We start from the raw sequence: 24,116 nt of genomic DNA, 5'->3' as shown, positions 1-24,116 counted from the left end.
TGGGGGCTAGCGCCAGGTCGCCTTGGCGCCGGCGTCGCCTGCTCGTAGGACTGCGATCGCCAGGCCGGCCGACACGATGACGGTGACGATCGGTATGACGCGCCGCAGCCAGCGCTGCAGGCGGGGATCGAGCGTGTCCTCATACCGCCGCCATACCCAGTTGCCCAACGCCGCGACGGTGAGCGCGATGCTCCAGGGCAGGATCTGCTCGGCGAGCTGCTCGTGCCGCCGCAGCAGTGGATTGCCCCCGGTGCCACCGAGCTGGGCCGCCAGCGCCTGGCCCGCGGCGACCGTGATGGGCACCAGCGCGGTCCCCACCGCGGCGAGCAGGGTCGGCACGATGCCCAGTCGGGCTCGCGCCGTGGGCCACAGGGCGTGGAGGATGGCGCAGAGAGCAGCGAGCGGCAACAGAACGACGACGGCGTGCACGAGCAGCGGGTGTGCGGGCAGGCCGTTGACCTCATAGGCGGTGTGCATGGCGGTGACACGGGGTGGACGGGCGCCGGGTTCGATTGAACCTTTTGCGGGTCGGTCTCGTGTCAGCGACGGAGGTGGTGATGGTCACGGACCCGGATGTGCTCGATCAGTTGCATCGTGATCACGCGAATGCGTTGTGGGCGTATGCCGTTCGGCTGACCGGCGACCGGGCGTTCGCCCAGGACGTCGTGCAGGAAACCATGCTGCGCGCTTGGCGCGAGGGCATCACCGACGACTCGCAGACGAGCGCCACCTCGGCCAGGGCATGGCTCTTCACCGTCGCTCGGCGACTGGTGATCGACGAGGCGCGCTCGGCCCGGTACCGCCGGGAAGTGGCCACCGAGGTCCTCCCGGAGGAACGCGCCGGTGACCAGGTCGACGCCGTCTTCGACGCCGCGCTGATCGTGGACGCTCTCGGTTCGCTCAGCGCGCAGCACCGCGAGGTGGTCGTGCGTGCGTATTACGGCCGGGCGACGGTGGCGGAGATCGCGGACGACATCGGCGTTCCACCGGGGACCGTCAAGTCGCGCATGCACTATGGGATGCGCGCGTTGCGACTGGCACTGCAGGAGAGAGGGGTGACGAGATGACCGACAGGCACGAGGAATTCGCCGAGTGGGACGCGGCCTACGTGCTCGGTGCGCTGTCGTCCGCCGAGCGCGCGGCATACGAGCAGCATCTCGCCGACTGCCCCGAGTGCTCCGAGTCGGTGCGCGGGCTGGCCGTCATACCCGGGCTGCTGGGGAAGGTGCCGGCCGAGGAAGTCTCCGGTGACGTCTCCGAGCCGCCGCCGGCGGACCTGCTGGCACGTACCCGGTCGATGGCGCAGGGCGAGGTGACAAGCATCCGGCGCCGTCGCCGGTGGGCGGTTTCCCTTGCGGCAGTTGCCGCTTCGGTGCTTCTCGTCATCGGCGGGGCGGTCTGGGTGCAGCAGCGCGACACCACGCCGCCGGGCGTCACCGTGGCGATGCAGCAAGTGCACACGAACCCGTTGAGCGCGACCCTCCGCCTGCACGACAAGGCGTGGGGGACCGAGGTCGACATGAAGTGCACGTATGCCGAGACGACGCAGTGGGGCGGCAAGGCCGTCTACGCGCTGTACGTCGTCGACGACGCCGGTCACGCGACGTCCATCTCGACCTGGTCGGCAGAGCCGGGTACGACCGCGAAGCTGACCGCGGCCACTGCTGTGCCGAAGTCGCAGATCGCGCATCTGCAGGTTCGCAATGCCGAGGGTTCCGTCCTGCTCTCGGCGAACCCGGATTGAACCATCTCCCAATCGTTTTCGTGTCTGCAGCACATTGATCCGATTCGAGAGAGGCAGAGATGATGCGTTCGACACGAGGCCTCGGCGCGCTCGGTGCGGTGGCCTTGGTGGCCACCCTTGCGGCATGCGGTTCGAGTGGTTCGTCGGGAGGCGGCACTTCCGCGGCGCCCGCCACGTCCTCCGGTATGACGAGCTCGGCCGCAGCCGGAGCGGCGGCCGGCAAGGCGACATTGAGTATCACCAAGACCTCGCTGGGGCCTGTGGTGACCGGGCCGGACGGCCGGACCGTGTACCAGTACGACAAGGACACGAAGGGCTCCGGCAAGACTGCCTGCTCCGGCCCGTGCGTCTCGAAGTGGCCGGCAGTGACCGTCGCCGGCACCCCGAAGGTGATGGGCATCACCGGCAAGGTCGGCACGATCAAGGGGATGAATGGTGAGAAGCAGGTGACCCTCGACGGCTGGCCGCTCTACTACTACGCGGGTGACGGGTCTGCCGGGGACGTGAACGGCCAAGGCTTCAAAGGCATCTGGTGGGCGCTGAACTCGAAGGGCGCCAAGGTCACCACGTCGCCTGCGAGCAGCACCGGCGGCGGCAAGGGCGGCTCCTCGTACTGACCGGGCGCCCCGCCATACGGAAAGGCGCCGGACCCCCAATGGGGGCCGGCGCCTTTCTCAAGCTGATGAAACGTCAGGCCTTCTTGGTCTCCCAGAAGATCTTGGCGATCTCGTCGATCTTGGCGAGCAGCTCGTCGGCGGTCTTGACCTCCCACGACGCCTTGGTGCCGCCGGCGCCGGCCAGCTTGGTGGCCTCGTTGACCAGCGTGTGCAGCTGCGGGTACTTCTCGAAGTGCGGCGGCTTGAAGTAGTCGGTCCACAGCACCCACAGGTGGTGCTTGACCAGCTCGGAGCGCTGCTCCTTGATGATCGCGGCACGGATCTTGAAGTCGATGTCGTCGGGCTTGTCAGCGACCTTCTCGCAGATGGCCTTGACCGACTCGGCCTCGATCCGCGCCTGGGCGGGGTCGTAGACGCCACACGGCAGATCGCAGTGTGCGCTGACCTCGATCGTGCGGGCGAAGATTCGGCGAAGCATGTGATGTCCTTCCGTCGGGTGCATCGGACGTATGGCGGGAGCGTGTCACTTCAAGTGGGCTTGAAGTCAACGGAAAGTCCGCCGCGCGGGCGTGATTTCCACTCCTTGCTACGAACCTACTCGGGACGTGGTCGCGGTCTGAACCCCCCTGAGCCATATGCGAATAAGTCGCATATGGCGGACTCAGCCTGCCTCGGAGACGCCGGGCACCACGATCCTGCCGATCTCGCCCGGGTTCCAGCAGATCTCCCAGCGGAAACCGTCCGGGTCGGCGAAATAGCCCGAGTAGCCACCCCATGCGCGGTCCTGTGCGGCACTCACCTCGGCACCGGCTGCTGCGGCATCGGCCAGCACCGAGTCGACCGTCGCCCGGTCGATGGTGTTGTGCGCCAAGGTCATCGGAGGTATGCCGGACGACGGCCGCCCACCGACCTCCGCCGCGAACGCATCGACCTGCCACAACGACAGCACGAGGTGTTCGGCGATCTGGATCATGATGACCTCCTCGCCGTCCTCGAAGACCGGCTGCCACCCGAGCCCGTCGACGTAGAACGCGCGGGTCCGAGCGAGGTCGGCAACGGCGAGGGTGATGAAACTGACTCTGGCTTCCATGCCGACCAGTCAAGCAGCGCCCACCGACGGTTCGTGACCGAGAGGAGTACCACATGACCGAGGGGCGTACGGAATTGGACCGAATCCGTAGTCCTCTCGGTCGTTCGGTACTCCTCTCGGCCAGCAGGGCACGGTGGGCGTGTCAAGGGGGCGACTGTCGTCCTTGAATCACGCGTGGGTGGGGTTGGGGCGTGTCGAGGGGTCGACTGTCGTCCTCTAATCCCGTCGCGCCCGCCGCATGCGCAGCAGCACCACGCCGAGCACATCGGACGTGGGGATCTCGCCGACCAGCCAGGAATCGACACCCTCGGCGGGGTTGTCGCGTTCCACCCACCAGCCGTCGCCGGCGGCCCGCGTGATCCGCTTGACCGCGATCGGGCGGGGACCATCCGGACCGTCCGGCAGCCGTATGACGTGCGCCCGGCCGATACGGGGGCGCACGCCATACAGGACGAGCAGGCGGTCGCCATCGACGTAGGTCGGCTCCATCGACCGACCCCGCACGACGACGAATCCGACTCTCACTCCAGCGGTTTCACGAGCTCTGCAGCAGCAGCGGCGTGCTGCTCCTGCTCGGCGATGATCCGGCTGAGGAACGTCTTGGTGCGCTCGTGCTGCGGGTTGCGTATGACGTCGGCCGGCTTGCCCTCCTCCACGACGACGCCACCGTCCATGAAGACGACGCGGTCGGCGACGTCCCGGGCGAACGCGATCTCGTGGGTGACGACGACCATCGTCATACCCTCGTCGGCGAGCTCGCGCATGACCGCGAGCACCTCGCCGACCAGCTCGGGGTCGAGCGCGGAGGTCGGCTCGTCGAAGAGCATCAGCTTGGGCTTCATCGCCAGTGCCCGCGCGATGGCGACCCGCTGCTGCTGGCCACCGGACAACTGCGCCGGGTAGTGGTCGGCGCGCTCGCTGAGCCCGACGCGCTCCAGCAACTCACCGGCCTCGATGCGCGCCTGCTTCTTGGACACGCCACCCACCTGGACCGGACCCTCGATGACGTTCTCCAGGGCGGTCTTGTGTGGGAAGAGGTTGAAGCGCTGGAAGACCATCCCGATCTGCCGTCGCTGCTGCGCGATGTGCTTCTCGGACAGCCGGTGCAGCGAGCCGCCGGACTCGCGCAGCCCGAGGAGATCGCCGTCGACATACAGCCGGCCGCCGTCGAAGATCTCCAGCTGGTTGATGCACCGCAGGAACGTCGTCTTGCCGGAGCCGGACGGCCCGAGCAGGCAGACGACCTCGCCCTCGGCGACAGTCATGTCGATGCCCTTGAGCACATCGACGCCATGGAAGTGCTTGTGCAGATTGACCGCTTCGACCAGCGGTCGACTGTGCTTGATGTCGCGCCTCTGTCCCTCGCTGCGGGCCTCGCTTCGCTCGTGTCCTCGCTCGGGTCGGCGCTCTACGGCGTTCACATGCCACCTCCACCGGCGCGCAGGGACAGCATCCGTCCGCGCCAACTCTGTTTGTTGCCACCGGTCTGACCACCGAAGCCGCGACCGAAGTAGCGCTCGAGCATGGTCTGGCCGACCATCAGGATAGAGCAGACGATGAGATACCAGATCACCGCGGCCACGAGGGCGGGCATCACCAGATACGTAGAGTTCGCAACGGCGTTCGCCTGGAAGAACAACTCCGTGGTGACGGGCACCGCCGACAACAGCGAGGTGTCCTTGACCATCGCGATCGTCTCGTTGCCGGTCGGCGGGACGATCACCCGCATGGCCTGCGGCAGGATGATCCGCCGCATCGCCTTGCCGCGGCTCATCCCGATGGCGCTGGCGGCCTCGTGCTGGCCGGTGTCGACCGACAACAGGCCGGCACGCGCGATCTCGGCCATGTATGCCGCCTCGGACAGCCCCAGGCCGATGATGCCGACGAGGATGCCGTTGCTGACCGATTTCACGTCCAGCGTGTAGAAGTGCACGTCGGTGAACGGGAGGCCGAAGTCGAGCTTCGGGTAGAGGTAGAGCACGCCCACGCCGAGCACGACAAGCAGCACGTAGCGCGGCACCGCGCGGAAGAACCAGGTGAAGACGAAGGCCACACCACGCAGTACCGGGTTGGTCGACAACCGCATCACCGCGAGGGTGATGCCGAGCACGATGCCCACGACCATCGCGCCGAGCGTGCAGATGATGGTGCCCTTGACCAGGCCCTCGAGCACCGGGCGGTACTCCATGACGCGCCAGACGAAGTGCCAGTCCCACTTGGAGTTGGTCACGAAGGAGTTGATCATCATCGCGACGAGGACCGCGATGACGACGACGCCGACCCACTGCCACGGGTGGCGGACCGGACGTGCGTCGACCTTGCCGGGGCGCTCCGCGGCGGCGGGCCTGTCGGGTGCGATCACGTCAGCCATTGGCCACCGCCGGGTTCGCTGCGAACATCTCCACTGCTCCGCTCTGCTGGCCCCACTTGGCCAGGATCTTCTGGTAGCTGCCGTTGGTCGCCATCTGCGCGAAGGCCTGCGCGATCGCGACGCCGAGCTTGTCGCTGCCCTTCGGCAGCACCACGCCGTATGGCGCAGAGCCGGTGATCTTCCCGGCCGCCTGCAGCTTGTCGCCGGTCTTCTTCACGGCATACAGGGCGACGGGGGAGTCGGCGGCCATCGCGTCGACCTTCCCGGCGAGCAGGTCCGTGGTGACCTTCGACTGCAGGTCCTCGACGACGGCCTTGATCGGCTTGCCCTTGCACTCGCCCTTGTTGAGCGCCTTGATCTCGTCGGCCTGGGTGGTGCCGGTCTGCACACCGACTGAATACCCGCACGGCTTGGCGGGATTCACCTTCTTGGGGTTGCCCTTGCGGACGACCCACTGCGTGCCGGCCGAGAAGTAGCTGATCATCGTCACCTGCTTGAGGCGGGCCGACGTGATGGTGAAGGACGAGACGCCCGCGTCGTACTTCCCGCCGACGATGCCGGGCAGGATGTTGTCGAACTTCGCGTTCTGGAACTTCGCCTTCAGCCCGAGGCACTGCAGTGCACCGCGCATGAGCTCGATGTCCATGCCGATGATCGTCTGTCCGTCGGCGGCCAGGAATTCGTTCGGCTCGTATGACGCGTCCGACGCCACCGTGAGCGTCGTGCCCGGCTTCACGTCGGAGGGGAGTGCGTTCTTCAGCCCACCGGAGGAGCAACCGGCGGTGGCGGTCTGTTGCTCGCTCGAGCCGAGCCCGAGAGATGTCGCGCCACACCCTGCGAGGAGTGATGCGACCAGGCCGCCGGCGAGCACCATCGGCCCGCCGCGTGACCATGCCGACATGGGGATCCTTTCGTCGGTGGAGAGTGTCCGAGCACCCTGCGGTGGTTCATCTTCGCAGCGTCACGTGATGTGTCGTGCATCACCACCGGTCGAATCCGTCTCGTATGCGAGACGTATTCTGGCGGGCTGGTCACTCACGGCGCGGGTACCGATGAGCCTCCGGCCGGCCGCTCCGGCGCGACTCAGCGTGCGGCGTAGTGCGCGGCGACCTGGCTCGCCGACAGCGCGGCCGGGAAAATGGCGGCGCCCTGCAGCGACCCGGAGAAGTGCGACCCCAGCGGTGCGCTCGGCCAGCCGGTGAGTGGGGTGTCACCGAAGCGCCAGTAGCCGGAGAAGTCCTGCGCCCCCTTGAGGCCGGCGTTGGCGACGACCGGCGCCCCATCGACATACAGGGTGAGGCCGGTGGTGGGGGAGAGTGTGACGTCGGCGAGGTGCCAGGCGCCGTCGTTGTAACTCGCACTGCTGGTGATGGTCTGGTTGGAGGTGCGCGGGTGCACACCGGCGACGAGTTTCCCGCTGGCGGTCAGGTAGAGCTGCCGGTCGAAGTCGAGTCCCAACCCGGAGGCCGAGGAGGCGAAGCCGATCAGGGAACCGCCGAGGGAGCTGGTGGTTCGGAACCAGATCTCCTGCGTGTACTGCTGCGGGCCGCTGATCGGGCCGGGTGTCGACACCGCGCCGGTCGTCCCGTCGAGCGTCACGCCCGTGGCGTTGTCCCGCGCGCACGGGCCCGCAGCGCCGTACGACACCCCGAGGCTGGAGTAGGCGCCGTTGCGGGCGTTGCCGGAGGCGTCGGCCGCGGTGGTCCCGGACTTCTCACTGAGCGGGTAGTAGAGGTATGGCGCGTCCGCCTTCACCGCCGCCGAGCAGCTGAAATAGCCCGCGGTCCAGGAGGACGTGGGGTTCGCGACGGTCGCCCGGAAAGCGGTCGCCGCCTGCGCGGGTGCGTTCGTCGCGACCGTCGCGGCTGTCAGCGCAACCGTCGTGAGTACGACGAGGGTCTTGCGCCGTGACCGGCGGGACCGGCGACCGCCGGGCCGGTCCGTCTCCGGCATGGACGATCCGGTGTCGTCATCCGGCGGATCGCCCTTCTCGCGGCGGCCGATCGCGCCCAGTGCGACCAGGATCAGCGCGAGCCCTGTCGGGATCAGCGGCGTGATCTGGTGGGTGCGCAGCCAGTATGCCGGGGCACCGATGAGGGGGACGCGCAGTGAGCCGACACCGTGAACAGCGTTGCGGCGCACCGGTGTTGAGTCGTCGGAGCGGTTCGCGTCGCCGCGCAGGACCAGATGGGCGTCGGTGATCTTGACCAGCCGGTGCAGGCGTAGTCGTCCTGCGTGATCCGGGTCGTCGACCAGGACCACCTGGCCGGGTCGCACCGCGCTGCCGGAGATCGGTCGTGACGCGATGACGTCACCCGGCCGCAGCGCGGGCTCCATCGAACCGCTCATCACCACAGTGACCTGCCAGCCGAGCGCAGCCGGCAGGACGGCCCACAGCGCCATACTCGCAAGCATCACCAGCAGGCCGCGGCAGAGGGCCGTGACGAGCAGTGAGGCCCAGCCGGGGCCGGTGTCGGACGCGCTGTGCACGGTTGCCATGGGCCTCTCGCAGGGTCGTGGGTCAGGGTCGGTTCGCGGGGCGATCAGCCGATGGCAATCGCGCGAAAACGATTGCCATCGGCGGGTTCTCAGGAGTTCTGGGCTTCCCAGGTCAGGCCGATCGAGGCGGTGCCGCCCTGGACGGTGTTGGGTGCGGCAGCGTCGAGCGTGTAGGTGATCTGGTAGACGCGGGTCTCCGAGCCGCTGCCGGTCGGGGCCCAGGTGCCGAGGCCGGTCGCGTAGCTGGTCGCGGACTTGCCGAAGGCGTCGAGCGTGCCGCTGTAGACGCCGGCGCCGGTGGCGAGCGCGGTGAAACCGGTGCACGAGCCGAAGCCGCCGCCGGTGCCCTGGGTGATCGAGAGGTTGATCGAGCCGGCGAGCGCGTTGGTCGTGCTCGAGTTGGTGCCGTAGAGCTTCACCGCCGAGGCCAGGGAGCCGGTCGAGGTGACCGCGATGCACTTGGTGCCGGTCGAGCCCGGCTTCAGGCCGGTCGCGCTGAAGAGCGCGGTATTGCTGTCGTCGTCGGACAGGCCGACGGTGCCGGCGGTCCAGTTGCTGCTGGGGTTGGTCGTCTGCGCGGAGAACGCCGAGTAGGACGCGTGCCACACGACGGCGGCGGATGCTGCGAGGCCGGCCACGATCGCGCCGGCGATGAGCAGGCGGGCGTTGCGGCGGCGGGAGGGGGCCTTTGAAGTGGACATGGAAGTGGACGTGGACATGCGGGATCGCCTTTCGGGCCAATGGAAGAAGTGGGGGTTCGCAGGCTCGGTTGCCTGCTCGGCGAGTGGGCCGGGCGACGCCCGCGCACTCCGCCGTCCCGAAGTCCGATCTGCAGACTCGTCGCGGCGTCAAGTAGTAAAGTAAAGGTAAATCGTTCGATTGTCAAACAGTACGTCCATCACACAGTGCGATTGTCGTAATATTGAAGCGTGAACCACATCCCTGGGAGTCCCATCATGTCCGCGAAGGACCAGAGAGCCGCGCAGTTGCGCGGGCTCGTGCTTGCCGCCGAACACTTCCGGCAGGTGGTCGCCGAGCAGTTCGGCATCGGTATGACGGAGGCTGCCGCCCTGAGCCACCTGCGCCGACAGGGCCCGCTCAGCGCCCGCGAACTCGCCGAACTCACCGGGCTCACGCCGTCGACGGTGACGGCGCTGCTCGGGCGGCTGGAGGCGGCGGACCTGGCCGAGCGCACGCCACATCCCACCGACCGCCGGCAGATCGTCGTGCGACTGACGGCCGCGGGCAATGCACACCTCGACCGCTCGGACCAGTGGCTGGCCGAGGTGCTCGATCGTGTCGACACGGCCGATCCGGCGGAGGCCGACCGGGTGATGGCCGGCCTGACCGCTGCATTCGATGCGCAGTCGCGGAGCATCCGGGAAGGCCGATCGGAGGGCTGAATGTGCCTGGGAACAAATGCATTCCGCGCCCGCGTTCCGGGTGGCCCGGGTAGGTTCGGGGTGGGCAGTTTTCCGGGCGGTTGTTCCGGAGTTTTGCGCGGGAGTGAGGAGCGGTGGACGTGGGTGCCGGACTGATCCTGGTCGTCTGCACCGGGAACGTGTGCCGTTCGCCATACATCGAGCGGCTGCTGGCGGCCCAGCTGGCGCCGTACGGCGTGCAGGTCGCGAGCGCCGGCACCCACGCACTCATGGGCGAGCCGATGGACCCCGAAGTCGCGCGCCTCCTCGCGGACGCCGGCCTCTCGGGTGAGGGCTTCGTCGCGCGCCAGCTCACGCCGGACCTCGCGCGGTCGGCGGACCTTGTGCTGACCGCGACGCGTGATCACCGCCGGCACGTCGTGCGTATGGCGCCGAAGGCGTTGCGCCATACGCACGCGATCGACGACTTCAGCGATCTCGTCGCGGGTGCCGATCTCCAGCCGACCGGCGATGGTTCGTTCGTGGCGCAGTTGGCGGCGGGTGCCGCCGCGCGACGTGACGAGGTCGCGGTGCGGGATGCCGACGGCGCGGGGATCGTCGATCCCTACCGCCGCTCGCCGGAGGTTTTCGGCCGGATGGCTGCGCAGGTGGGCCACTTGCTGCCCCCGATCGTCCGGGCCGCACGACACCTCGCGGCCACCCCCAATGGCGACGCCGCCGGCGGCTGATGGACGGTTCCTCCCGCCTCTGCTCACTCAGGCGGCAGGAGAAATCTTTTCCAAGTTTTGGCAAAGTCTTGATCAAGATTTGGTAAAGCGGTAGCTTGCTCTTCGTAGCAACACCAGCCAGGACTCTGGCCGGCCGAAAGCCGGCTGCAGGTTTGACAGCGATGCCCCTGACCCGGGTGTTGCTCTCCACGTGACCGCCCCCGATCTTTGGGCTTGCGGCGTCTTCTCAATTCGCACGTAACGCCGTTTCAGGGGATCAAATGTCAAGGCTCAATCAACCGGACCCAATTTCGGGTGCAGATGGGCGCCGGCGCTCGGTGCTCGTCGTGGGCGCAGCGGGTGCCTCGGGCAGGTCACTGGCCGAGCAGCTTCGGGCCCGTGGGCTGCGCGTGCACTGTGCCGATGTCCGCCCGATGCACATCCCGTCCGCCACCTGCCACCTGATCGCGGAGGGCCCGGGCTTCCTGCCGGCGCTCGCGAGGCTGGTCAGGACCGAGGGCATCGACCTGGTCGTGCCCGCGAGCAGCGATGTGCTCTCGACCGTTTCGTCCGGTCGGGCCGTGCTCGGGCCCGACATCGACCTGGTCATCCCGGCGGCGGGACCGGCGGCCACGGCGCAGGACCGACTGCTCACCGCCTGGAGCCTGTGGGCGCACGGGATCGGGGTGCCCGATTTCGGCATCCCGAGCGACCTCGCCGATCGAACGATCGTGTGCTCGCTGATGAAGAGCCCGTTGATCCTGCGTGCGCGGTGGGTGGATGACGGCCGGCCGCCGATCGTGGTGGACGACCCCGCCGGGATCGACTGGGCGTCGCTGAGCGACGACGTGCTCGTGCAGGAGTTCGTGCCCGGCGCGGCATACAAGGTCGTCGTCTACCGCCCTGCCGAGGGAAAGGGCCGGCTGACGGCCGTTCTGGAGGAGACGGTCCTCGATGACGGTGAGGTCATCGGCGCGTGTGTGATCGACACGAGCACAGTGCCGGGGGTGGAGCGCCTCGCCCAAGCGGCGGTCCGGGCACTCGGTCTGACCGGGCCGGTCGAGGTCTCGTTGCGTCATCGCGTCGGGGGCGACCCGGTGGTGCTGGACGTACGCGCCTGTTTCGGGCCGCACAGCCATCTGGTGCCGGGTCTGCTCGACGCGCTGTTGCGGGACCATCCGTGCGGCGAGCGCAAGTTCGTAGGAGGCCGAACTCCGCGGCCATCGACTGGAGGAAATGGCACGCGAACCGGTCGTGCCGTCTTGAAGGGAGCGGGACGATGACGTGGGCGCCAGGGCGGGGAAGGCCGGTCGTGATGCCGGAGGACAACACACCACTGCGCGGGCGGGGGATCGACGCGCGAGCGCGTATCGCCTGGCTGCTGCGGCTGAGTCGGCTGGCGGTCGCGCCCGGGCCGGCCGGTCGGTTCGTGGAGATGCTGAGAGCACAGGGGTGCATGCTCGGGCCGAGCACATTGTGCCGTTACGAGACGGGAGTGGAGGGTGTGCCCAGGTCGATCCTGCAGGCGTACGAGAAGTCGCTCGGACTACCCGCCGGAGGCCTGCTCGGCGTGTGCTTGGGAATCGACCGGATGTTCGGCCCGGCGCTGGCAGGTGAGGGCTCGCAGGGCGTGTCCCGGGCCGCTCTGACCGACGCACTGGGCGACTGGGAGACACGGGTCGAGGCCGGCTCCATGGGCGGTACCGACTGGATCCAGCTCGCGGCCGCGATCACCCAACCGTCCGGGCCCGTGCTGCCGCCGTCGATGTTGCGCAGTTGGGTCGACAAGCTCGTGTCGGAGACGATGCGAGCGGTGCGCCACGCCTACACCACACGCACCCATGCGCTCGAGCTGCTGCTCACCGATCGGGCCACCGGAAGCGTCGTGCTCGACGCCGTGGCTCGTGCGGTCGTGCGGCCCGGCGCGCAGTCGGTCACCAACGTCATCCCGGTCCTCGGCAGCAGCACCGACCCGGCGGTGCAGCATTGGCTGATCCAGCATTTCGAGCACTCCGAGGGTGAGCAGTTGTCCGGCGCGGCATACGGGCTGCTCAACCTGATCTGCAGCGGTCGTATGCCGGCAGGTGTGGTGCCCCAGGTCAGCCGGGCCGTGCTCGACGCGGCGGCCGACGGGCCGCTGCGCGGAGAGCCCGCATTCCTTGTGGCACAACGGCTTTCGGGCGCTCTCACCCAGCAGGTCGTCGCACGATTGGGCTACTACCCGGCGCCCGCGGCGATCGGTGCACGTGTGCAGAGCCCGACCGCGCTGAGCAACTACCGGTCGGCGGCCCTGCGGCAGTCCGGACTGGACGACCCGATGCTGGATCGGTTGCTGCGTGAGGCGATGTCACCGGACTTCGTCGAGCGTCGCCACCACTCGTCACTGCTGTTGGCCGCCAGCCCCTATGCCACGGAGCTGGCCCAGGTCGCCATCGAACAGGTCCGCACACCGGTCGGCCCGTACGCCGCGCAGGCCGCCGGGCACGCGCTCAGTTACCTGGCGACGCCGGAGGATCGGGACCGGCTCGTGGAGTTGCTGGAGACCGTGCCGGACAGCAGGGCCGCGATGCTGCGTGCACTGTCCTATGCGGGCGGCGTGCCGGCGGACGTCGACCTGGCCGCACTGGCGGAGGACCCGGCGCTGGCGCCGGCGGTGGTTCATGCCGCGGGGATGAGCAACCATCCGGATCTCGAGCGTTTCGCGAGCAATCCGTACCCGGGTGACGGGCGGCTGCAGAGCAGTGCGATCTGGTGGCAACAGACCGGATCAGCCGTGTATGACGCGCCGGCACCTGTGCCGAGCGAGTGCCTGTCCCTGGCAGGTTGAACGTCCGTCCCTCGCAGGTTGAGCGATGTGGAAGTCGGAGGTCCTTCCCGTCGCCCAGCCTGCGAGGCCGGCGGCTACTGCAGGCCGTTCACGAAGGCGACGCACTCGTCATACGACGGCAGCAGGCCCCGCTCACGCGCGTCGGCCAGCGTGGGGGCAGCGGTGTCCTTGGGGGAGAGGATCGGCTCGATGTCGTCCGGGAACGTCAGTGCCAGGTCGGTGTCGAGCGGGTTGATGCCGTGCTCGCGGTCCGGGTTGTAGGACGTCGAGCAGAGGTAGACGGCGGTCGAGTCGTCCTCGCGGGAGACGAGACAGTGGCCCAGGCCCTCGGAGAGGTAGACCGCCCGTCGGGTGTCGGTGTCGAGGTCGACGCTGCACCAGGTGCCGAAGGTCGGTGACCCGACGCGGATGTCGACGACGTAGTCGACGAAGGAGCCGCTGACCGCGGTGACGTACTTCGCCTGGCTGGGCGGCACGTCGGCGTAGTGGATGCCGCGCACGGCGCCCTTGCACGACACCGAGATGTTGGTCTGTATGACGTCGAGGCGGTGCCCGATGTGCTCAGCGAGCTTGTCACCGCGGAAGCCCTCCATGAAAACCCCACGGTCATCAGGGAATTGGCGTGGTGTCACGACGAAGGCACCGGCGATCTGCAGTGGTTCGATGTCCATCAGCGAGGGCCTTCCAGGAGTCGTTGCAGGTAGCCGCCGTAGCCGCTCTTGGCGAGGTCGTCGGCGTGGGTGGCCAGTCCGGCGTCGTCGAGCCAGCCGGCCCGCCAGGCGATCTCCTCGATGCAGCCGATCTTCTGGTCCTGGCGGTCCTCGATGACCTGCACGAACTGTGCGGCATCCATCAGACCCTCGAACGTGCCGGTGTCGAACCACGCGGTCCCGCGCGGCAGGACGGTGACGGTCAGGTCGCCGCGCTGCAGGTAGGCGTCGTTGACGCCGGTGATCTCCAGCTCGCCGCGGGCGCTGGGTGTGAGTCCACGTGCGATCTCGACGACGTCGTTGTCGTAGAAGTAGAGGCCGGGCACGGCATACCGCGACTTGGGCTTGTCCGGTTTCTCCTCGATCGAACGGACGTGGCCGTCCGCGTCGAACTCGACCACGCCGTACGCCGAGGGGTTGGTCACGTGGTGGGCGAAGATGTGCCCGCCGGTGAGGCCCTCGGTCGACCGCCGCAACGCGGTGCCCAGCCCGGAGCCGTAGAAGATGTTGTCGCCCAGGACGAGGGCGACGGTGTCGTCGCCGATGAAGTCCGCTCCGATGATGAAGGCCTGGGCCAGGCCGTCCGGTGAGGGTTGCACGGCATACCTGAGGTCGATGCCCCACTGGCTGCCGTCGCCGAGCAGGCGGACGAACTGCTCCATGTCGTGCGGCGTCGTGATGACCAGGATCTCGCGAATGCCCGACATCAGCAGGGTCGACAGCGGGTAATAGACCATCGGCTTGTCGTAGACCGGCATGAGCTGCTTGCTGATGCCGCGCGTGATCGGGTGCAGCCGTGTGCCCGACCCGCCGGCGAGAATGATCCCCTTCACGATGCCGACCCTAGTCGTGCTCGTTATCCTTCGGCTGTGCGCGTACTCATCACCGGCGGAGCCGGATTCATCGGCAGCAACTTCGTGCACCTGACGGCGGCGACCCGCCCCGATGTGCAGCAGACGGTGCTCGATGCGTTCACGTATGCCGGGGATCGTGCGTCGCTGGCCGGCCTCGAGGACACGGTCGAGATCGTCGAGGGCGACGTCGCGGATGCCGAGACCGTCGACCGGCTCGTTGCCGACGCCGATGCGGTCGTGCACTTCGCCGCCGAGTCGCACAACGACAACTCGCTGGCCGAGCCGTGGCCGTTTGTGCAGACGAATCTGATCGGCACCTACACGCTGCTCGAGGCGGTCCGGCGCCACGATGTGCGCTATCACCACATCTCCACCGACGAGGTGTATGGCGATCTGGAGCTGGACGACCCCGAGCGTTTCACCGAGGCCACGCCATACAACCCGAGCAGTCCGTACTCCTCGACCAAGGCCGGCAGCGACCTGCTGGTGCGCGCGTGGGTGCGTTCCTTCGGGGTGCGCGCGACGATCAGCAACTGCTCCAACAACTACGGCCCACGCCAGCACGTCGAGAAGTTCATCCCGCGGCAGATCACCAACATCATCGACGGCGTCCGCCCCAAGCTGTATGGCGACGGCCTCAACGTCCGCGACTGGATCCACGTCGACGACCACAACCGCGCCGTGTGGACCATCCTCGAGCGCGGCGAGCTGGGGCAGACCTACCTGATCGGCGCGGACGGGGAGCGCAACAACAAGGCCGTCATCGAGCAGATCCTGGTCGGCATGGGCAAGGACGCGCATGACTACGACCATGTGACCGACCGAGCGGGCCACGACCGCCGCTACGCGATCGACTCGACCCGGTTGCGCGAAGAGCTCGGCTGGACACCGGAATTCGCCGACTTCGACGCCGGCCTCGCGGCGACCATCGACTGGTATCGCGACAACGAGTCGTGGTGGCGCCCGCAGAAGGCCGCCGCCGAGGCACGGTATGCCGGCCAGTCCGTCATCGGCGAAGGCCACTGATGCGCTGGCTGGTCACCGGTGGCCGAGGCATGTTCGGCACCGACCTGGTCCTGCTGCTGCAGGAACGGGGCGAGGACGTCGTCGCGGTCGGTTCGGCCGAGTGCGATGTGCGGTCGGTCGATGCGGTCCGAGCGACGATGCAGGGCTTCGACGTCGTGGTCAATGCCGCCGCGTGGACCGCTGTCGACGATGCCGAAACCCATGAGCCCGAAGCGTTTTCGATCAACGCTGTCGGCGCTCGCAACGTCGCCCTCGTAGCTGCTGAGACCGGCACTCGGATGGTGCACCTCTCGACCGACTACGTCTTCGACGGCACGGCCACCGAGCCGTATCAGCCGGATCATCCGCAGAACCCGCAGTCGGCGTACGGCAGGACCAAGGCGGCCGGGGAGTGGGCCATCCGCGCCACGAACCCCGACGCACTGATCGTGCGCACCGCCTGGCTGTATGGCGAGCACGGCCCCAACTTCGTCAAGACCATGCTGCGGCTGGCGGGGGAGCGCGAGACCCTCAAGGTGGTCGATGACCAGATCGGCCAGCCGACGTGGACGAAGGACCTCGCGGCATACGTGGTCGACCTGATCGAAACGGGCCAACCCGGCGGCTACTACCACGGCACTTCATCGGGCACGACGAGTTGGTGCGGCTTCGCGAAGGAGATCTTCCGCCTCGCGGGTCTCGACGCGGAGCGGGTAAACCCTTGCACGACAAACGATTTCCCACGCCCCGCACCGCGCCCGGCATACAGTGTGCTCGGCCGGACGGGCAGTGTTGGAACGTCTGAGTGGGCGGCGTCACTGAGAGAGATGATGGAGATCAAGAGTTGAAGTCACGTTTCCTGGCCGATTCGCCGCGAGTTGCCATCATCGGCACTCGCGGCTTTCCCAGCTACTACGGCGGCTTCGAGACCCTTGTTCGATACCTCGTTCCGTATCTCGCCGAGCGTGGTTGGGAGGTCGATGTCTACAGCCGGCCCGAGCATGTTGCGGACGAGAAGATTCCACCCGGGGTCACGCAACGATTCACCCGAGGAGTGGAGTCCAAGTCGGCGAGCACGCTTTCCTACGGGCTGACCGCTTGCGCCGATGCAGCTCGACGCAAGCCCGACGTGGCCCTGGTGATGAACGTCGCGAACGGCTATTTTCTGCCGTTGCTCAAAGCACGGGGCATTCCGGTCGTGCTCAACGTCGACGGCCTGGAGTGGGAGCGAGAGAAATGGAGCGCGCCCGCCAAGCGTGTCTTCCGTGCCGGTGCGACCATGAGCGCCAAGTTCGCGGACACGCTCATTGCCGATTCCGTTGAGATCGGCCGCCATTGGCAACAGCACTTCGGACGGGACACCGAGTTCATCCCGTATGGCGGCACCGTCCCTGACGGGCCGAACTCGCATCTCGTGAGGGAGCGCCTTGGCCTGGAGGTCGGGAGCTATGTCCTCGCGGTCGCCCGGTTCGTGCCGGAGAACACCATGCACGAGTTCTTCGACGCGGTCCGCCTGATGAAGCCGTCGACGCCGGTTGTGGTGGTCGGTAGTGCACCGGCCGGCGACCCGATCCAGAGCGCGGCCGAATCCCTGGCCGCCGAGCGGGACAGCGTGCGGCTACTCGGGCACGTGAGCGACGACGAGTTCCTGCATGCACTGTGGTCGAACGCCGGTGTGTACTTCCACGGCCATAGCGTGGGCGGCACAAACCCCGCGCTGGTCCAGGCGATGGCGTGCGGAGCCGCTGTCGTCGCGCGCGACACAGTCTTCAACCACGAAGTGCTTGGCGACAGTGGCGCCTTTGCATCGCCCGACCCCTCAAGCATCCAGCAGCAGCTCTCGGCTGTGCTTCACGATCGCGACGAGCGGGCCGACCTGTCTTCGGGGTCCCGTGAACGAGCCGAAGAACACTACTCGTGGGAGCAGGTGCTTGCGGCCTACGAAGGGCAGCTGTCGGCTGCGCTGGTCGGCTCGTGTCCGTCCGAGCCAAGTCATCAACGGTAGTACGACACCAAACGCGCGGCGTCTCACCGCATCATCCATTCCGTCATTGTCCGTGAGGGGCGAAGCAATGCGTGTGCTGTTTGATGGCTACTGGTGGGTCAATGGCCCAGCGGCCAACAGGACGGTCATGCGAGAAATTATCAGGTCGTGGAGGGACTCATTCCCGGATGACGAACTGGTTCTCGCTGTCCGCTCCGCTCACCGTGGTGAGATGACAGCCGACGTCGATGGGTTGTCCGTGGTGCCAACTCGCTTGTGGCCGCAAGCGGTCTCAAATGCAATAGAGCTGCCCGTGTTGGCGAAAAGGTGCCACGCCGATGTCGTGGTCTCGCACAACTACGCCCCGTTGTCCGGACGCAACGTCGTGTTCGTCCACGACCTGATGTTCGGCGACCATCCGGAGTGGTTCAGCCGCTCGGAGCGCGCCTACTTCGGGCTGATGGCACCCAGCCTTCGGCGTGCGAGCCGAGTCGTCACGTCCTCCGAAGCCGAGGTGGCACGCATCGAGCGCATTGCGCCTTGGGTCAAGAAGGTCCGCGCCACCGGTCTGGCCGTCGGCACGTCGCTGACACATGCCACCGCCGAGGAACCGCAAAACTGTCCGCACTCGTTCGCGCTGGTGGTCGGACGCCTGAACGTCCGCAAGAATTTGGTGAGTGCGATGACGGCGGCTCGTATAGCCCACCGCATCACCCCCGATAACCCACTGGTCGTGGTAGGTGACCAGCTTCATTCAGGCGTAGGCGGTGTCCCACAGGATGTGCAGGATCTCGTCGCGGATGGGACGGTCCGCTTCCTCGGTCGAGTGACCGATGGAAACCTGCGGTGGCTGTATGAGCATGCGTCTGTCACGCTCTATCTTTCCCTCGATGAGGGTTTCGGGCTCCCGCCGCTGGAAGCCACGCACTTCGGGTGTCCGGTGATCGTCAGCGACATACCGGTTCTGCGCGAAACGGTCGGAAAGGTCGCGCGGTTCGTGGACCCGCACGACGTCCGTGCGATTGCTCGAGAGATCGACGAGGTGAGCGGTGTCCCACGACGTCGTCAGGGCGCGCCGAACGGAGTGAATGCCGCCTACGCGTGGGACCGCGTAGCGGCGGTTATTCGTGATGTGGCTGCCGAAATTCCCAGTTGATCACGACGACTGTCGTGTGTTCATGGACGCGTCTTCGCGCATGATGCCTGCGTGGTTCAGGTGTGCCCTGCGCAGTCCGAGTAGCTGAATCCCGAGCACTGTGGCCTCGGCAGCTGCGACCGCGAGGAGGCCGCCCATCGCCCCGAACCGAGTGGGCAACGTCAGCAGCATGACGACGCCGACGCCGGCGCCGGCCACGCTGCTCGTGCGCAGCACATCGAGACGTCGGAAAATGACCAAGCCGATCTTTCCGGCTGCTCTTGACGTCGTTGTGCAGAAGACCACCACCGCGCATGCTGACGCGAGCCGCCAGCTGATAGTGAAATGACCTGTGAAGAGAATGCGCGATGCAATAGGAGCAACGACGACGAATGCACCGCCGCACAGCGCGCCGATGACGGAATTGATCTTGACAGCGCGAATCGCACGTTCTCTCCGCGCCGCGGGTGACGGCGCGGATCCGACCCAATTCTGAAAAGCCTGGGGAACGCTCTGTAGGAGACTCAGAAGCATTCGTTGCAAGCGGTCTGCTGCGGAGAAGATTCCCAGTGCGCCGGGTGCCACCATCCCCACGATGGTTGTTGGCGCACCGATGTATATCGCACTGGCGATGGTGCTCTGGAGCGCGAGCCACTGAATCTCAAAGACACGAACAACCCGTCGGAGGCCAAAGCCGTTGAGCATGTGCCAGTGAGCGCCCGTCAAGCGCATGCCCACGGTCAATCCGATAGCGGTCGCGGTCAACAGCCCGAGTGGATACACCCACAACGGTGCACCAAGAGCGATCGCCGCGGCCGCGGCCAAGGTGCACGAGACCTTGGGGATCGAATCAGTGCGCACAATGTTGGACGGTTCTCCAGAGCCGATGAAGAACCAACTGGGCGACATCGCTGCCCAACATGTCGCCAGGGCCGTCAGGGCACATTCGATGCGAAAATGCTCAGAAATGAGGAACCCGGCGAGAGCCGAGAGAATGGATATGGGAAGCGCCGCAGCTGCTTGAGTGACCAATGAAAGGACGTAAAGACGGGCACGGGCCGCTGGGCGAGCACGGGCGACATGTGACGGGCCATTGACTCCCCAGCCGAGTTCGGATATGACGCCCGTCGTGCCACCGATCGATATGCCGAGAGCGATAGCCGGCCAGCCGCGGTCGCCGTACGCGGACGTGACTGCGGGCAAGATCGCCAAGGAGCTGAGGAAACCGAGTGCGGGAAGGACGGCGAAACCCAACAGCCGCCCGACGTGAGCACGCCGTGTTGCTGGGAGCGTGGATGGCTGCTGTGCGGCTCTGTGCCGGCCGACCTGTCGACGAGTTCTCACGCGGTAGGCCCGGACCCGCGTCCGGACGGCAACGGCGAAACGGTCCAGGGCTGCACAGTCGCTGACCTTACCTGCACCAGGACCCAGGAGCCACGTACCATCGCGCGACCAACGGCTACACTGCGACGAGGACGAGTCCTCGGTCGGTACGGCGGGCGAGGGTAGCAGCCGTACTGGCGGCTGCATTCCTCACCAGAACTGACCTCCGGCGACGCCGGTCACGTAGGGGAGATCAAGTATTTGCCTGCCAACTCGGGCATCGCCCAGGCTGCTGGAGGGACTGGCGCGCTAGCTCCCCGCGTCCTGTTTGTCGATCATTCAGCCGACCCCGGCGGTGGCCAGTTGGGCTTGCTCCGATTCCTACAGCAGGCCCCGCCGGAATCCATTCGCCCGGAGGTTGCCCTCCTCAGCGGCGGCAAGCTGCGGGCCGACTTCAGCGACGCGGCGCCATCGACATTCGTCTTGGATGAGGACGCATTCTCATTCCGGAAGACTCCGCTCTACGCTTACCGACTGCGGCGCCTGATCGTTGGACGCGGCTACGACCTCATAGTGATCAACAGCCTCTATGCTGCTGCCGTTTATGCACTTCTCAATCGCTGTGGACTCGCGCGGCATACCGGAAGCTCCTACTACTCACGCGTATCAATGGAGTCGTTGACCGGCACGAAGCGCTTGGTGGGCATCAGAGGCATCTTCCCGGTGTTCGACGCGTTCTTGGCGAACAGTGCGTGGACCGCCTCCTGCATACCCGCCAGCCTGGGTAAGCAACGCTACGTCGCCTACCCGGTGTCCGGCATCCATGCACCCGCCCGCAGCCGTGGCACCGATCCGTGCTCGAGCGACACGATCAGGATCGTCACGCTGAGCCGTCCGGACCGCTGGAAGGGTTTGGACCTGCTTGTTCGAGCGGTTGCAGATCTCGCAGAGCGGTATCCTGCGAAGTCGATCTCGGTGGACCTTTATGGTGGGGACTTCTTTTCGGATGCCGAATACCTCGCCGAGCTCGATACGCTCGTCGCCACTTCCCCGGTGAAGGTCACCCGCAGAGGGCACATCGATGACGTCTCCACAGTGCTGAGCAACTCGGACATCTTTGTCCTGCCCACCATGCAGCCCGAGCCCTTCGGCCAGTCCGTCGCCCAGGCACTCGCGGCCGGATGCGTCGTGATCGTTCCCGATGAGGGGGGACCACTGGAGATGGTCCGGCCCCGGGAGACCGGTCTCGTGTTTCGAGCCCGTGACGACGCGAGCCTGCGAGACCAGATAGTGACCGCTGTTGATGACCCGCTCCTCTCCCGTCGTCTGTCGCACGCTGCCATGGCGTCGACGGAGCAATTCGAAGACAGCGCAACGGTGCAGATGCTGCTGACCGCGGTCCAGGACATGCTTGGCTCCGCTGACGCCGAGCAGCGGCTCTGTGGCCGTGGAAGCTCGGAGGACTGACCTCATGAAGGAGATTCTCTTCATAGTGATCGCGGTCTCCTCGATCGCGATGGCAGTGCGGCTTTGCATCGGCGGATGGCGAAACGCGCCAGCGGACGCGCTCGGCTTCGTTTATTTGCTGCAGACCGTTGCTACCCGAGCGCAGACCGACCGTCTTCCGGGACATTTGCACCTCACGTCGCTCATCAGCTTCATCGTCATTGGCATTGCGCTGCTTCGGTGGCCACCAGTTGAACGGCGAAAGGCATCCCGCAGGCTGGAGACCTGTCTCGTGTGCGGCTTCTGGCTGCTCCAGTTGTTCCTGACGAACACGGTTGCTTCCAATGGACTGCGCAGTCTGCTGGAGGTGGCGGTCGTCGCGATACCGGTGGCACTGGTCGCCCGCTACATCGACCGATCCGGCGTGATCCGGCTGATGCAGTGGCTGGTGTGGACCGCGCTCGTGCAATGTGGTTGTGCCCTTGTCGAGATATGGAGGGGAAAACCGGTCTGGGGGTATGCGAAGAACGCCTCGGGCACCGCCGATTTCGTGCAGTCCAACAACATCGTTCCGACCAGCATCCCTCGACTCGAGGGTGCCACCGGGCACAGCATCCTGTTCGGTGCCGTCATGGTGTTCGGATGTGTCGGACTGGTCTTCTGGCGCACACGACCTGTCCGACATCGCGTGGTTCTTGCGGTGCCATTGGTTGGGTTCTTGCTGCTGTCAGGATCACGTGGCGCCGTTCTCACGCTCCTCGCCTTGGTTGCGTATTGGATGCTCTCGCCCCAGGTGCGCATATCGTTCGGGGCCAGAATCATCGGCGGGATCACATTTCTTGCGATCGGCTACGCCGCGTATTCGCTGATCGCGGAAATCGTCGGCGAGTGGCAGGAAACCGGGTCGTACACCAATCGTTCGAACGCCTTGAAGTCGCTCGAAAATCTGCTGGGGATGGACACGCACAGCGTGCTCTTGGGGCACGGCTGGTCATCGATCCCCAGCCTCTTCGACTCCAACATCCTTCGCCAGACCAACGAGCTCCGGGTGGTCGACAATCAGTACGTCTCGACGGTCGCCACAGGGGGCCTCGTGTCTCTCCTGGTCCTCGTGCTTATTGCGGTCGTCGGCTGGCGGACCGGGCAGGTGATCAACCGATCACTGCTTCTCGTGATCTTCATCGGCTGCGCCTTCTTCGATTCGCTGTTCTGGGGGCCGATGATCGTGATGTTCTCTGCGGCTGCCGGTATCGGTGTGCGGAACGGTGTCAAGGACGAAAGCGCGGTCGCTGATCCAACAGCCGTTGTCGCACTCCAGCTGGATAAGGTGCCGACGCGTTGACGCGACGCGCCGTGATCGTGACGCCGAGTCTCGGCGAGAACTCCTTGGGCCGCACGATGGTCACCTGGACTCTGCTCAGCGAGCTCGGGTGGGAAGTCTCTGTCGTCGCGCCCGGCGACGCTGACATTTGGCAACCAGTGGTCGGCACGGAATTCGCGAGCGCGTGTCAGGGATTGGGCTCGCTGGATGGTGCCGGTCGCGCCGACGCGCTCGCCGATCTTGCCGCTCGGAGCGATGTGGTGATTGCGACGAAGGCGCTGCCTGAGTCGTTCGGGCTCCTTGCGCCGATCGTCGATGCGACTGGGCGCCGAATGATCCTCGACTATGACGACCCGGACCAAGAAGTCTGGTCGCCATACTCCGTACCGTTGTGGCGCGTCAGCGCTCGGTGGGGGCGGCACCCCCTCATCGCGCTGAAGATGGCTCGCGTTGCGCGGTGGCGCCACCGACTCAACGGCAGGATCGAATACATCGTGAGCAACCCGCAGCTACAGCGAAGTCATGGTGGCACCATCGTTCCCCATGCGCGAACCATCGGAGCGCGCGGCGCGGACCACACCTCGGAGAAGCCGACAGTGGCTTTCATCGGGACAGCGCGCCAGCACAAGGGGATCGACGAAGTGCGAGATGCCGTGGCGGGATTCGGTCCGGAGAGATTCAAGCTGGTCGTCACCGATGAAGCCCCTCCGGATGCTCGCGACAACGAGGACTGGGTCGGGAGACTTCCGTTCGAGGCGGCCATGGAACTGCTGCGGTCGAGTGACATCGCCGTCATACCCAGCAAGTCGACGCCGTTCACCCATGGACAGCTGCCGGCCAAGTTGATCGACGGCATGATGGCGGGCCGACTGGTCATCGCGTCTGACCTCCCACCCATCCGATGGGCGCTCGGCGACGCGGGAATTCTCTTCGACGCGGGAAACCGGCAGGCTCTCAGCGCAGCCCTCGAGCGTGGAGCCGACCCCGCGACCCGCCGCGTCCTCGGGGAACGGGCGCGGGAGAGCGCTATTGAGCGCTTCTCGATCGATGCGTGTCTCCCGGCGATGAAGGCCGTCGTGGAGCGAGTGACTGGGGCGTAGC

26 protein-coding genes are annotated in these 24,116 nt (G+C 66.6%); 14 read left to right on the top strand and 12 right to left on the bottom strand.

What is annotated here, in order from left to right; genetic code table 11:
• Window positions 1-6: 6 nt before the first annotated feature.
• On the bottom strand, window positions 7-477 hold the full coding sequence (locus VG502_RS03390) for a DUF2231 domain-containing protein (protein ID WP_325548614.1): 471 nt from the start codon (window positions 475-477) through the stop codon (window positions 7-9).
• An 80-nt stretch (window positions 478-557) separates the two neighbouring features.
• Here VG502_RS03390 and VG502_RS03385 point away from each other — a divergent pair, with 80 nt between their 5' ends.
• The 3 genes from VG502_RS03385 (at window position 558) to VG502_RS03375 (ending at window position 2,361) form a co-directional block, all read left to right on the top strand.
• Window positions 558-1,067 carry a sigma-70 family RNA polymerase sigma factor gene (locus VG502_RS03385; RefSeq protein ID WP_325548613.1) on the top strand — a complete coding sequence of 170 codons (510 nt, stop codon included), beginning with the start codon at window positions 558-560 and terminating at the stop codon, window positions 1,065-1,067.
• The gene (locus VG502_RS03380) at window positions 1,064-1,744 is read left to right on the top strand and encodes an anti-sigma factor family protein (RefSeq protein WP_325548612.1); all 681 of its coding nucleotides are present in this window, start codon (window positions 1,064-1,066) and stop codon (window positions 1,742-1,744) included. Before VG502_RS03385 ends, VG502_RS03380 begins: the two co-directional genes overlap by 4 nt.
• Window positions 1,745-1,806: 62 nt before the next feature.
• On the top strand, window positions 1,807-2,361 hold the full coding sequence (locus tag VG502_RS03375; RefSeq protein WP_325548611.1) for a COG4315 family predicted lipoprotein: 555 nt from the start codon (window positions 1,807-1,809) through the stop codon (window positions 2,359-2,361).
• A 73-nt stretch (window positions 2,362-2,434) separates the two neighbouring features.
• On the opposite strand, the gene sodN is transcribed toward VG502_RS03375, so the two are convergent.
• The 8 genes from sodN to VG502_RS03335 all read right to left on the bottom strand — a co-directional run bounded on the left by sodN (window position 2,435) and on the right by VG502_RS03335 (window position 9,022).
• A complete protein-coding gene (sodN, locus tag VG502_RS03370) occupies window positions 2,435-2,839 on the bottom strand; it encodes a superoxide dismutase, Ni (RefSeq protein WP_325548610.1) in 405 nt (134 codons plus the stop codon).
• 183 nt (window positions 2,840-3,022) lie between these two features.
• The gene (locus VG502_RS03365) at window positions 3,023-3,451 is read right to left on the bottom strand and encodes a VOC family protein (protein ID WP_325548609.1); all 429 of its coding nucleotides are present in this window, start codon (window positions 3,449-3,451) and stop codon (window positions 3,023-3,025) included.
• Between the two features lie 216 nt (window positions 3,452-3,667).
• A complete protein-coding gene (locus VG502_RS03360) occupies window positions 3,668-3,976 on the bottom strand; it encodes a S24 family peptidase (RefSeq protein WP_325548608.1) in 309 nt (102 codons plus the stop codon).
• Window positions 3,973-4,797 carry an amino acid ABC transporter ATP-binding protein gene (locus tag VG502_RS03355; protein WP_325548921.1) on the bottom strand — a complete coding sequence of 275 codons (825 nt, stop codon included), beginning with the start codon at window positions 4,795-4,797 and terminating at the stop codon, window positions 3,973-3,975. The genes VG502_RS03360 and VG502_RS03355 overlap by 4 nt, the downstream gene beginning before the upstream one ends.
• Window positions 4,798-4,868: 71 nt before the next feature.
• Entirely contained in the window at window positions 4,869-5,822 is a 954-nt protein-coding gene (locus VG502_RS03350) for an amino acid ABC transporter permease (RefSeq protein WP_325548607.1), read from the bottom strand.
• Entirely contained in the window at window positions 5,815-6,723 is a 909-nt protein-coding gene (locus VG502_RS03345; protein ID WP_325548606.1) for an ABC transporter substrate-binding protein, read from the bottom strand. The genes VG502_RS03350 and VG502_RS03345 overlap by 8 nt, the downstream gene beginning before the upstream one ends.
• A gap of 182 nt (window positions 6,724-6,905) precedes the next feature.
• Entirely contained in the window at window positions 6,906-8,321 is a 1,416-nt protein-coding gene (locus VG502_RS03340) for a LamG-like jellyroll fold domain-containing protein (protein WP_325548605.1), read from the bottom strand.
• 89 nt (window positions 8,322-8,410) lie between these two features.
• Entirely contained in the window at window positions 8,411-9,022 is a 612-nt protein-coding gene (locus VG502_RS03335; RefSeq protein ID WP_325548604.1) for a hypothetical protein, read from the bottom strand.
• A gap of 255 nt (window positions 9,023-9,277) precedes the next feature.
• Here VG502_RS03335 and VG502_RS03330 point away from each other — a divergent pair, with 255 nt between their 5' ends.
• From VG502_RS03330 to VG502_RS03315, 4 genes are all read left to right on the top strand, one after another.
• A complete protein-coding gene (locus tag VG502_RS03330; RefSeq protein WP_325548603.1) occupies window positions 9,278-9,724 on the top strand; it encodes a MarR family winged helix-turn-helix transcriptional regulator in 447 nt (148 codons plus the stop codon).
• Window positions 9,725-9,843: 119 nt separating this feature from the next.
• Entirely contained in the window at window positions 9,844-10,431 is a 588-nt protein-coding gene (locus VG502_RS03325) for an arsenate reductase/protein-tyrosine-phosphatase family protein (RefSeq protein WP_325548602.1), read from the top strand.
• 326 nt (window positions 10,432-10,757) lie between these two features.
• Window positions 10,758-11,693 carry a hypothetical protein gene (locus VG502_RS03320; RefSeq protein ID WP_325548601.1) on the top strand — a complete coding sequence of 312 codons (936 nt, stop codon included), beginning with the start codon at window positions 10,758-10,760 and terminating at the stop codon, window positions 11,691-11,693.
• Entirely contained in the window at window positions 11,690-13,237 is a 1,548-nt protein-coding gene (locus tag VG502_RS03315; protein ID WP_325548600.1) for a hypothetical protein, read from the top strand. Before VG502_RS03320 ends, VG502_RS03315 begins: the two co-directional genes overlap by 4 nt.
• Before the next feature lie 74 nt (window positions 13,238-13,311).
• Here the strand turns inward: VG502_RS03315 and VG502_RS03310 are convergent, their stop codons facing one another.
• The gene (locus tag VG502_RS03310; RefSeq protein ID WP_325548599.1) at window positions 13,312-13,908 is read right to left on the bottom strand and encodes a dTDP-4-dehydrorhamnose 3,5-epimerase family protein; all 597 of its coding nucleotides are present in this window, start codon (window positions 13,906-13,908) and stop codon (window positions 13,312-13,314) included.
• Window positions 13,908-14,780 carry a glucose-1-phosphate thymidylyltransferase RfbA gene (rfbA, locus tag VG502_RS03305; protein WP_325548598.1) on the bottom strand — a complete coding sequence of 291 codons (873 nt, stop codon included), beginning with the start codon at window positions 14,778-14,780 and terminating at the stop codon, window positions 13,908-13,910. Before rfbA ends, VG502_RS03310 begins: the two co-directional genes overlap by 1 nt.
• A 36-nt stretch (window positions 14,781-14,816) precedes the next feature.
• Here rfbA and rfbB point away from each other — a divergent pair, with 36 nt between their 5' ends.
• From rfbB to VG502_RS03285, 4 genes are all read left to right on the top strand, one after another.
• The gene (rfbB, locus tag VG502_RS03300; protein WP_325548597.1) at window positions 14,817-15,827 is read left to right on the top strand and encodes a dTDP-glucose 4,6-dehydratase; all 1,011 of its coding nucleotides are present in this window, start codon (window positions 14,817-14,819) and stop codon (window positions 15,825-15,827) included.
• Complete coding sequence (gene rfbD / locus VG502_RS03295) at window positions 15,827-16,654, top strand: dTDP-4-dehydrorhamnose reductase (protein ID WP_325548596.1); 828 nt, start codon at window positions 15,827-15,829, stop codon at window positions 16,652-16,654. The genes rfbB and rfbD overlap by 1 nt, the downstream gene beginning before the upstream one ends.
• Complete coding sequence (locus VG502_RS03290; RefSeq protein WP_325548595.1) at window positions 16,651-17,811, top strand: DUF1972 domain-containing protein; 1,161 nt, start codon at window positions 16,651-16,653, stop codon at window positions 17,809-17,811. The genes rfbD and VG502_RS03290 overlap by 4 nt, the downstream gene beginning before the upstream one ends.
• Before the next feature lie 211 nt (window positions 17,812-18,022).
• Window positions 18,023-18,946, top strand: a complete 924-nt coding sequence (locus tag VG502_RS03285) for a glycosyltransferase family 4 protein (RefSeq protein ID WP_325548594.1) — start codon at window positions 18,023-18,025, stop codon at window positions 18,944-18,946.
• Here VG502_RS03285 and VG502_RS03280 read toward each other — a convergent pair whose 3' ends face one another.
• Window positions 18,947-20,137, bottom strand: a complete 1,191-nt coding sequence (locus tag VG502_RS03280) for a polysaccharide biosynthesis protein (protein WP_325548593.1) — start codon at window positions 20,135-20,137, stop codon at window positions 18,947-18,949. It abuts the gene before it with no gap.
• A gap of 372 nt (window positions 20,138-20,509) precedes the next feature.
• Here VG502_RS03280 and VG502_RS03275 point away from each other — a divergent pair, with 372 nt between their 5' ends.
• The 3 genes from VG502_RS03275 to VG502_RS03265 are packed head-to-tail and all read left to right on the top strand — an operon-like array spanning window position 20,510 to window position 24,115.
• Window positions 20,510-21,715, top strand: a complete 1,206-nt coding sequence (locus VG502_RS03275) for a glycosyltransferase family 4 protein (RefSeq protein WP_325548592.1) — start codon at window positions 20,510-20,512, stop codon at window positions 21,713-21,715.
• Window positions 21,716-21,719: 4 nt separating this feature from the next.
• Window positions 21,720-23,036: a hypothetical protein gene (locus VG502_RS03270; protein ID WP_325548591.1), complete on the top strand. Its 1,317-nt coding sequence runs from the start codon at window positions 21,720-21,722 to the stop codon at window positions 23,034-23,036.
• Window positions 23,033-24,115 carry a glycosyltransferase gene (locus VG502_RS03265; RefSeq protein ID WP_325548590.1) on the top strand — a complete coding sequence of 361 codons (1,083 nt, stop codon included), beginning with the start codon at window positions 23,033-23,035 and terminating at the stop codon, window positions 24,113-24,115. The genes VG502_RS03270 and VG502_RS03265 overlap by 4 nt, the downstream gene beginning before the upstream one ends.
• Window position 24,116 lies beyond the last annotated feature (1 nt).

It is taken from the genome of Flexivirga sp. (genome assembly GCF_035551235.1).
Taxonomy (GTDB): domain Bacteria; phylum Actinomycetota; class Actinomycetes; order Actinomycetales; family Dermatophilaceae; genus Flexivirga.
This window is presented reverse-complemented; position numbering and strand designations above follow the sequence as displayed.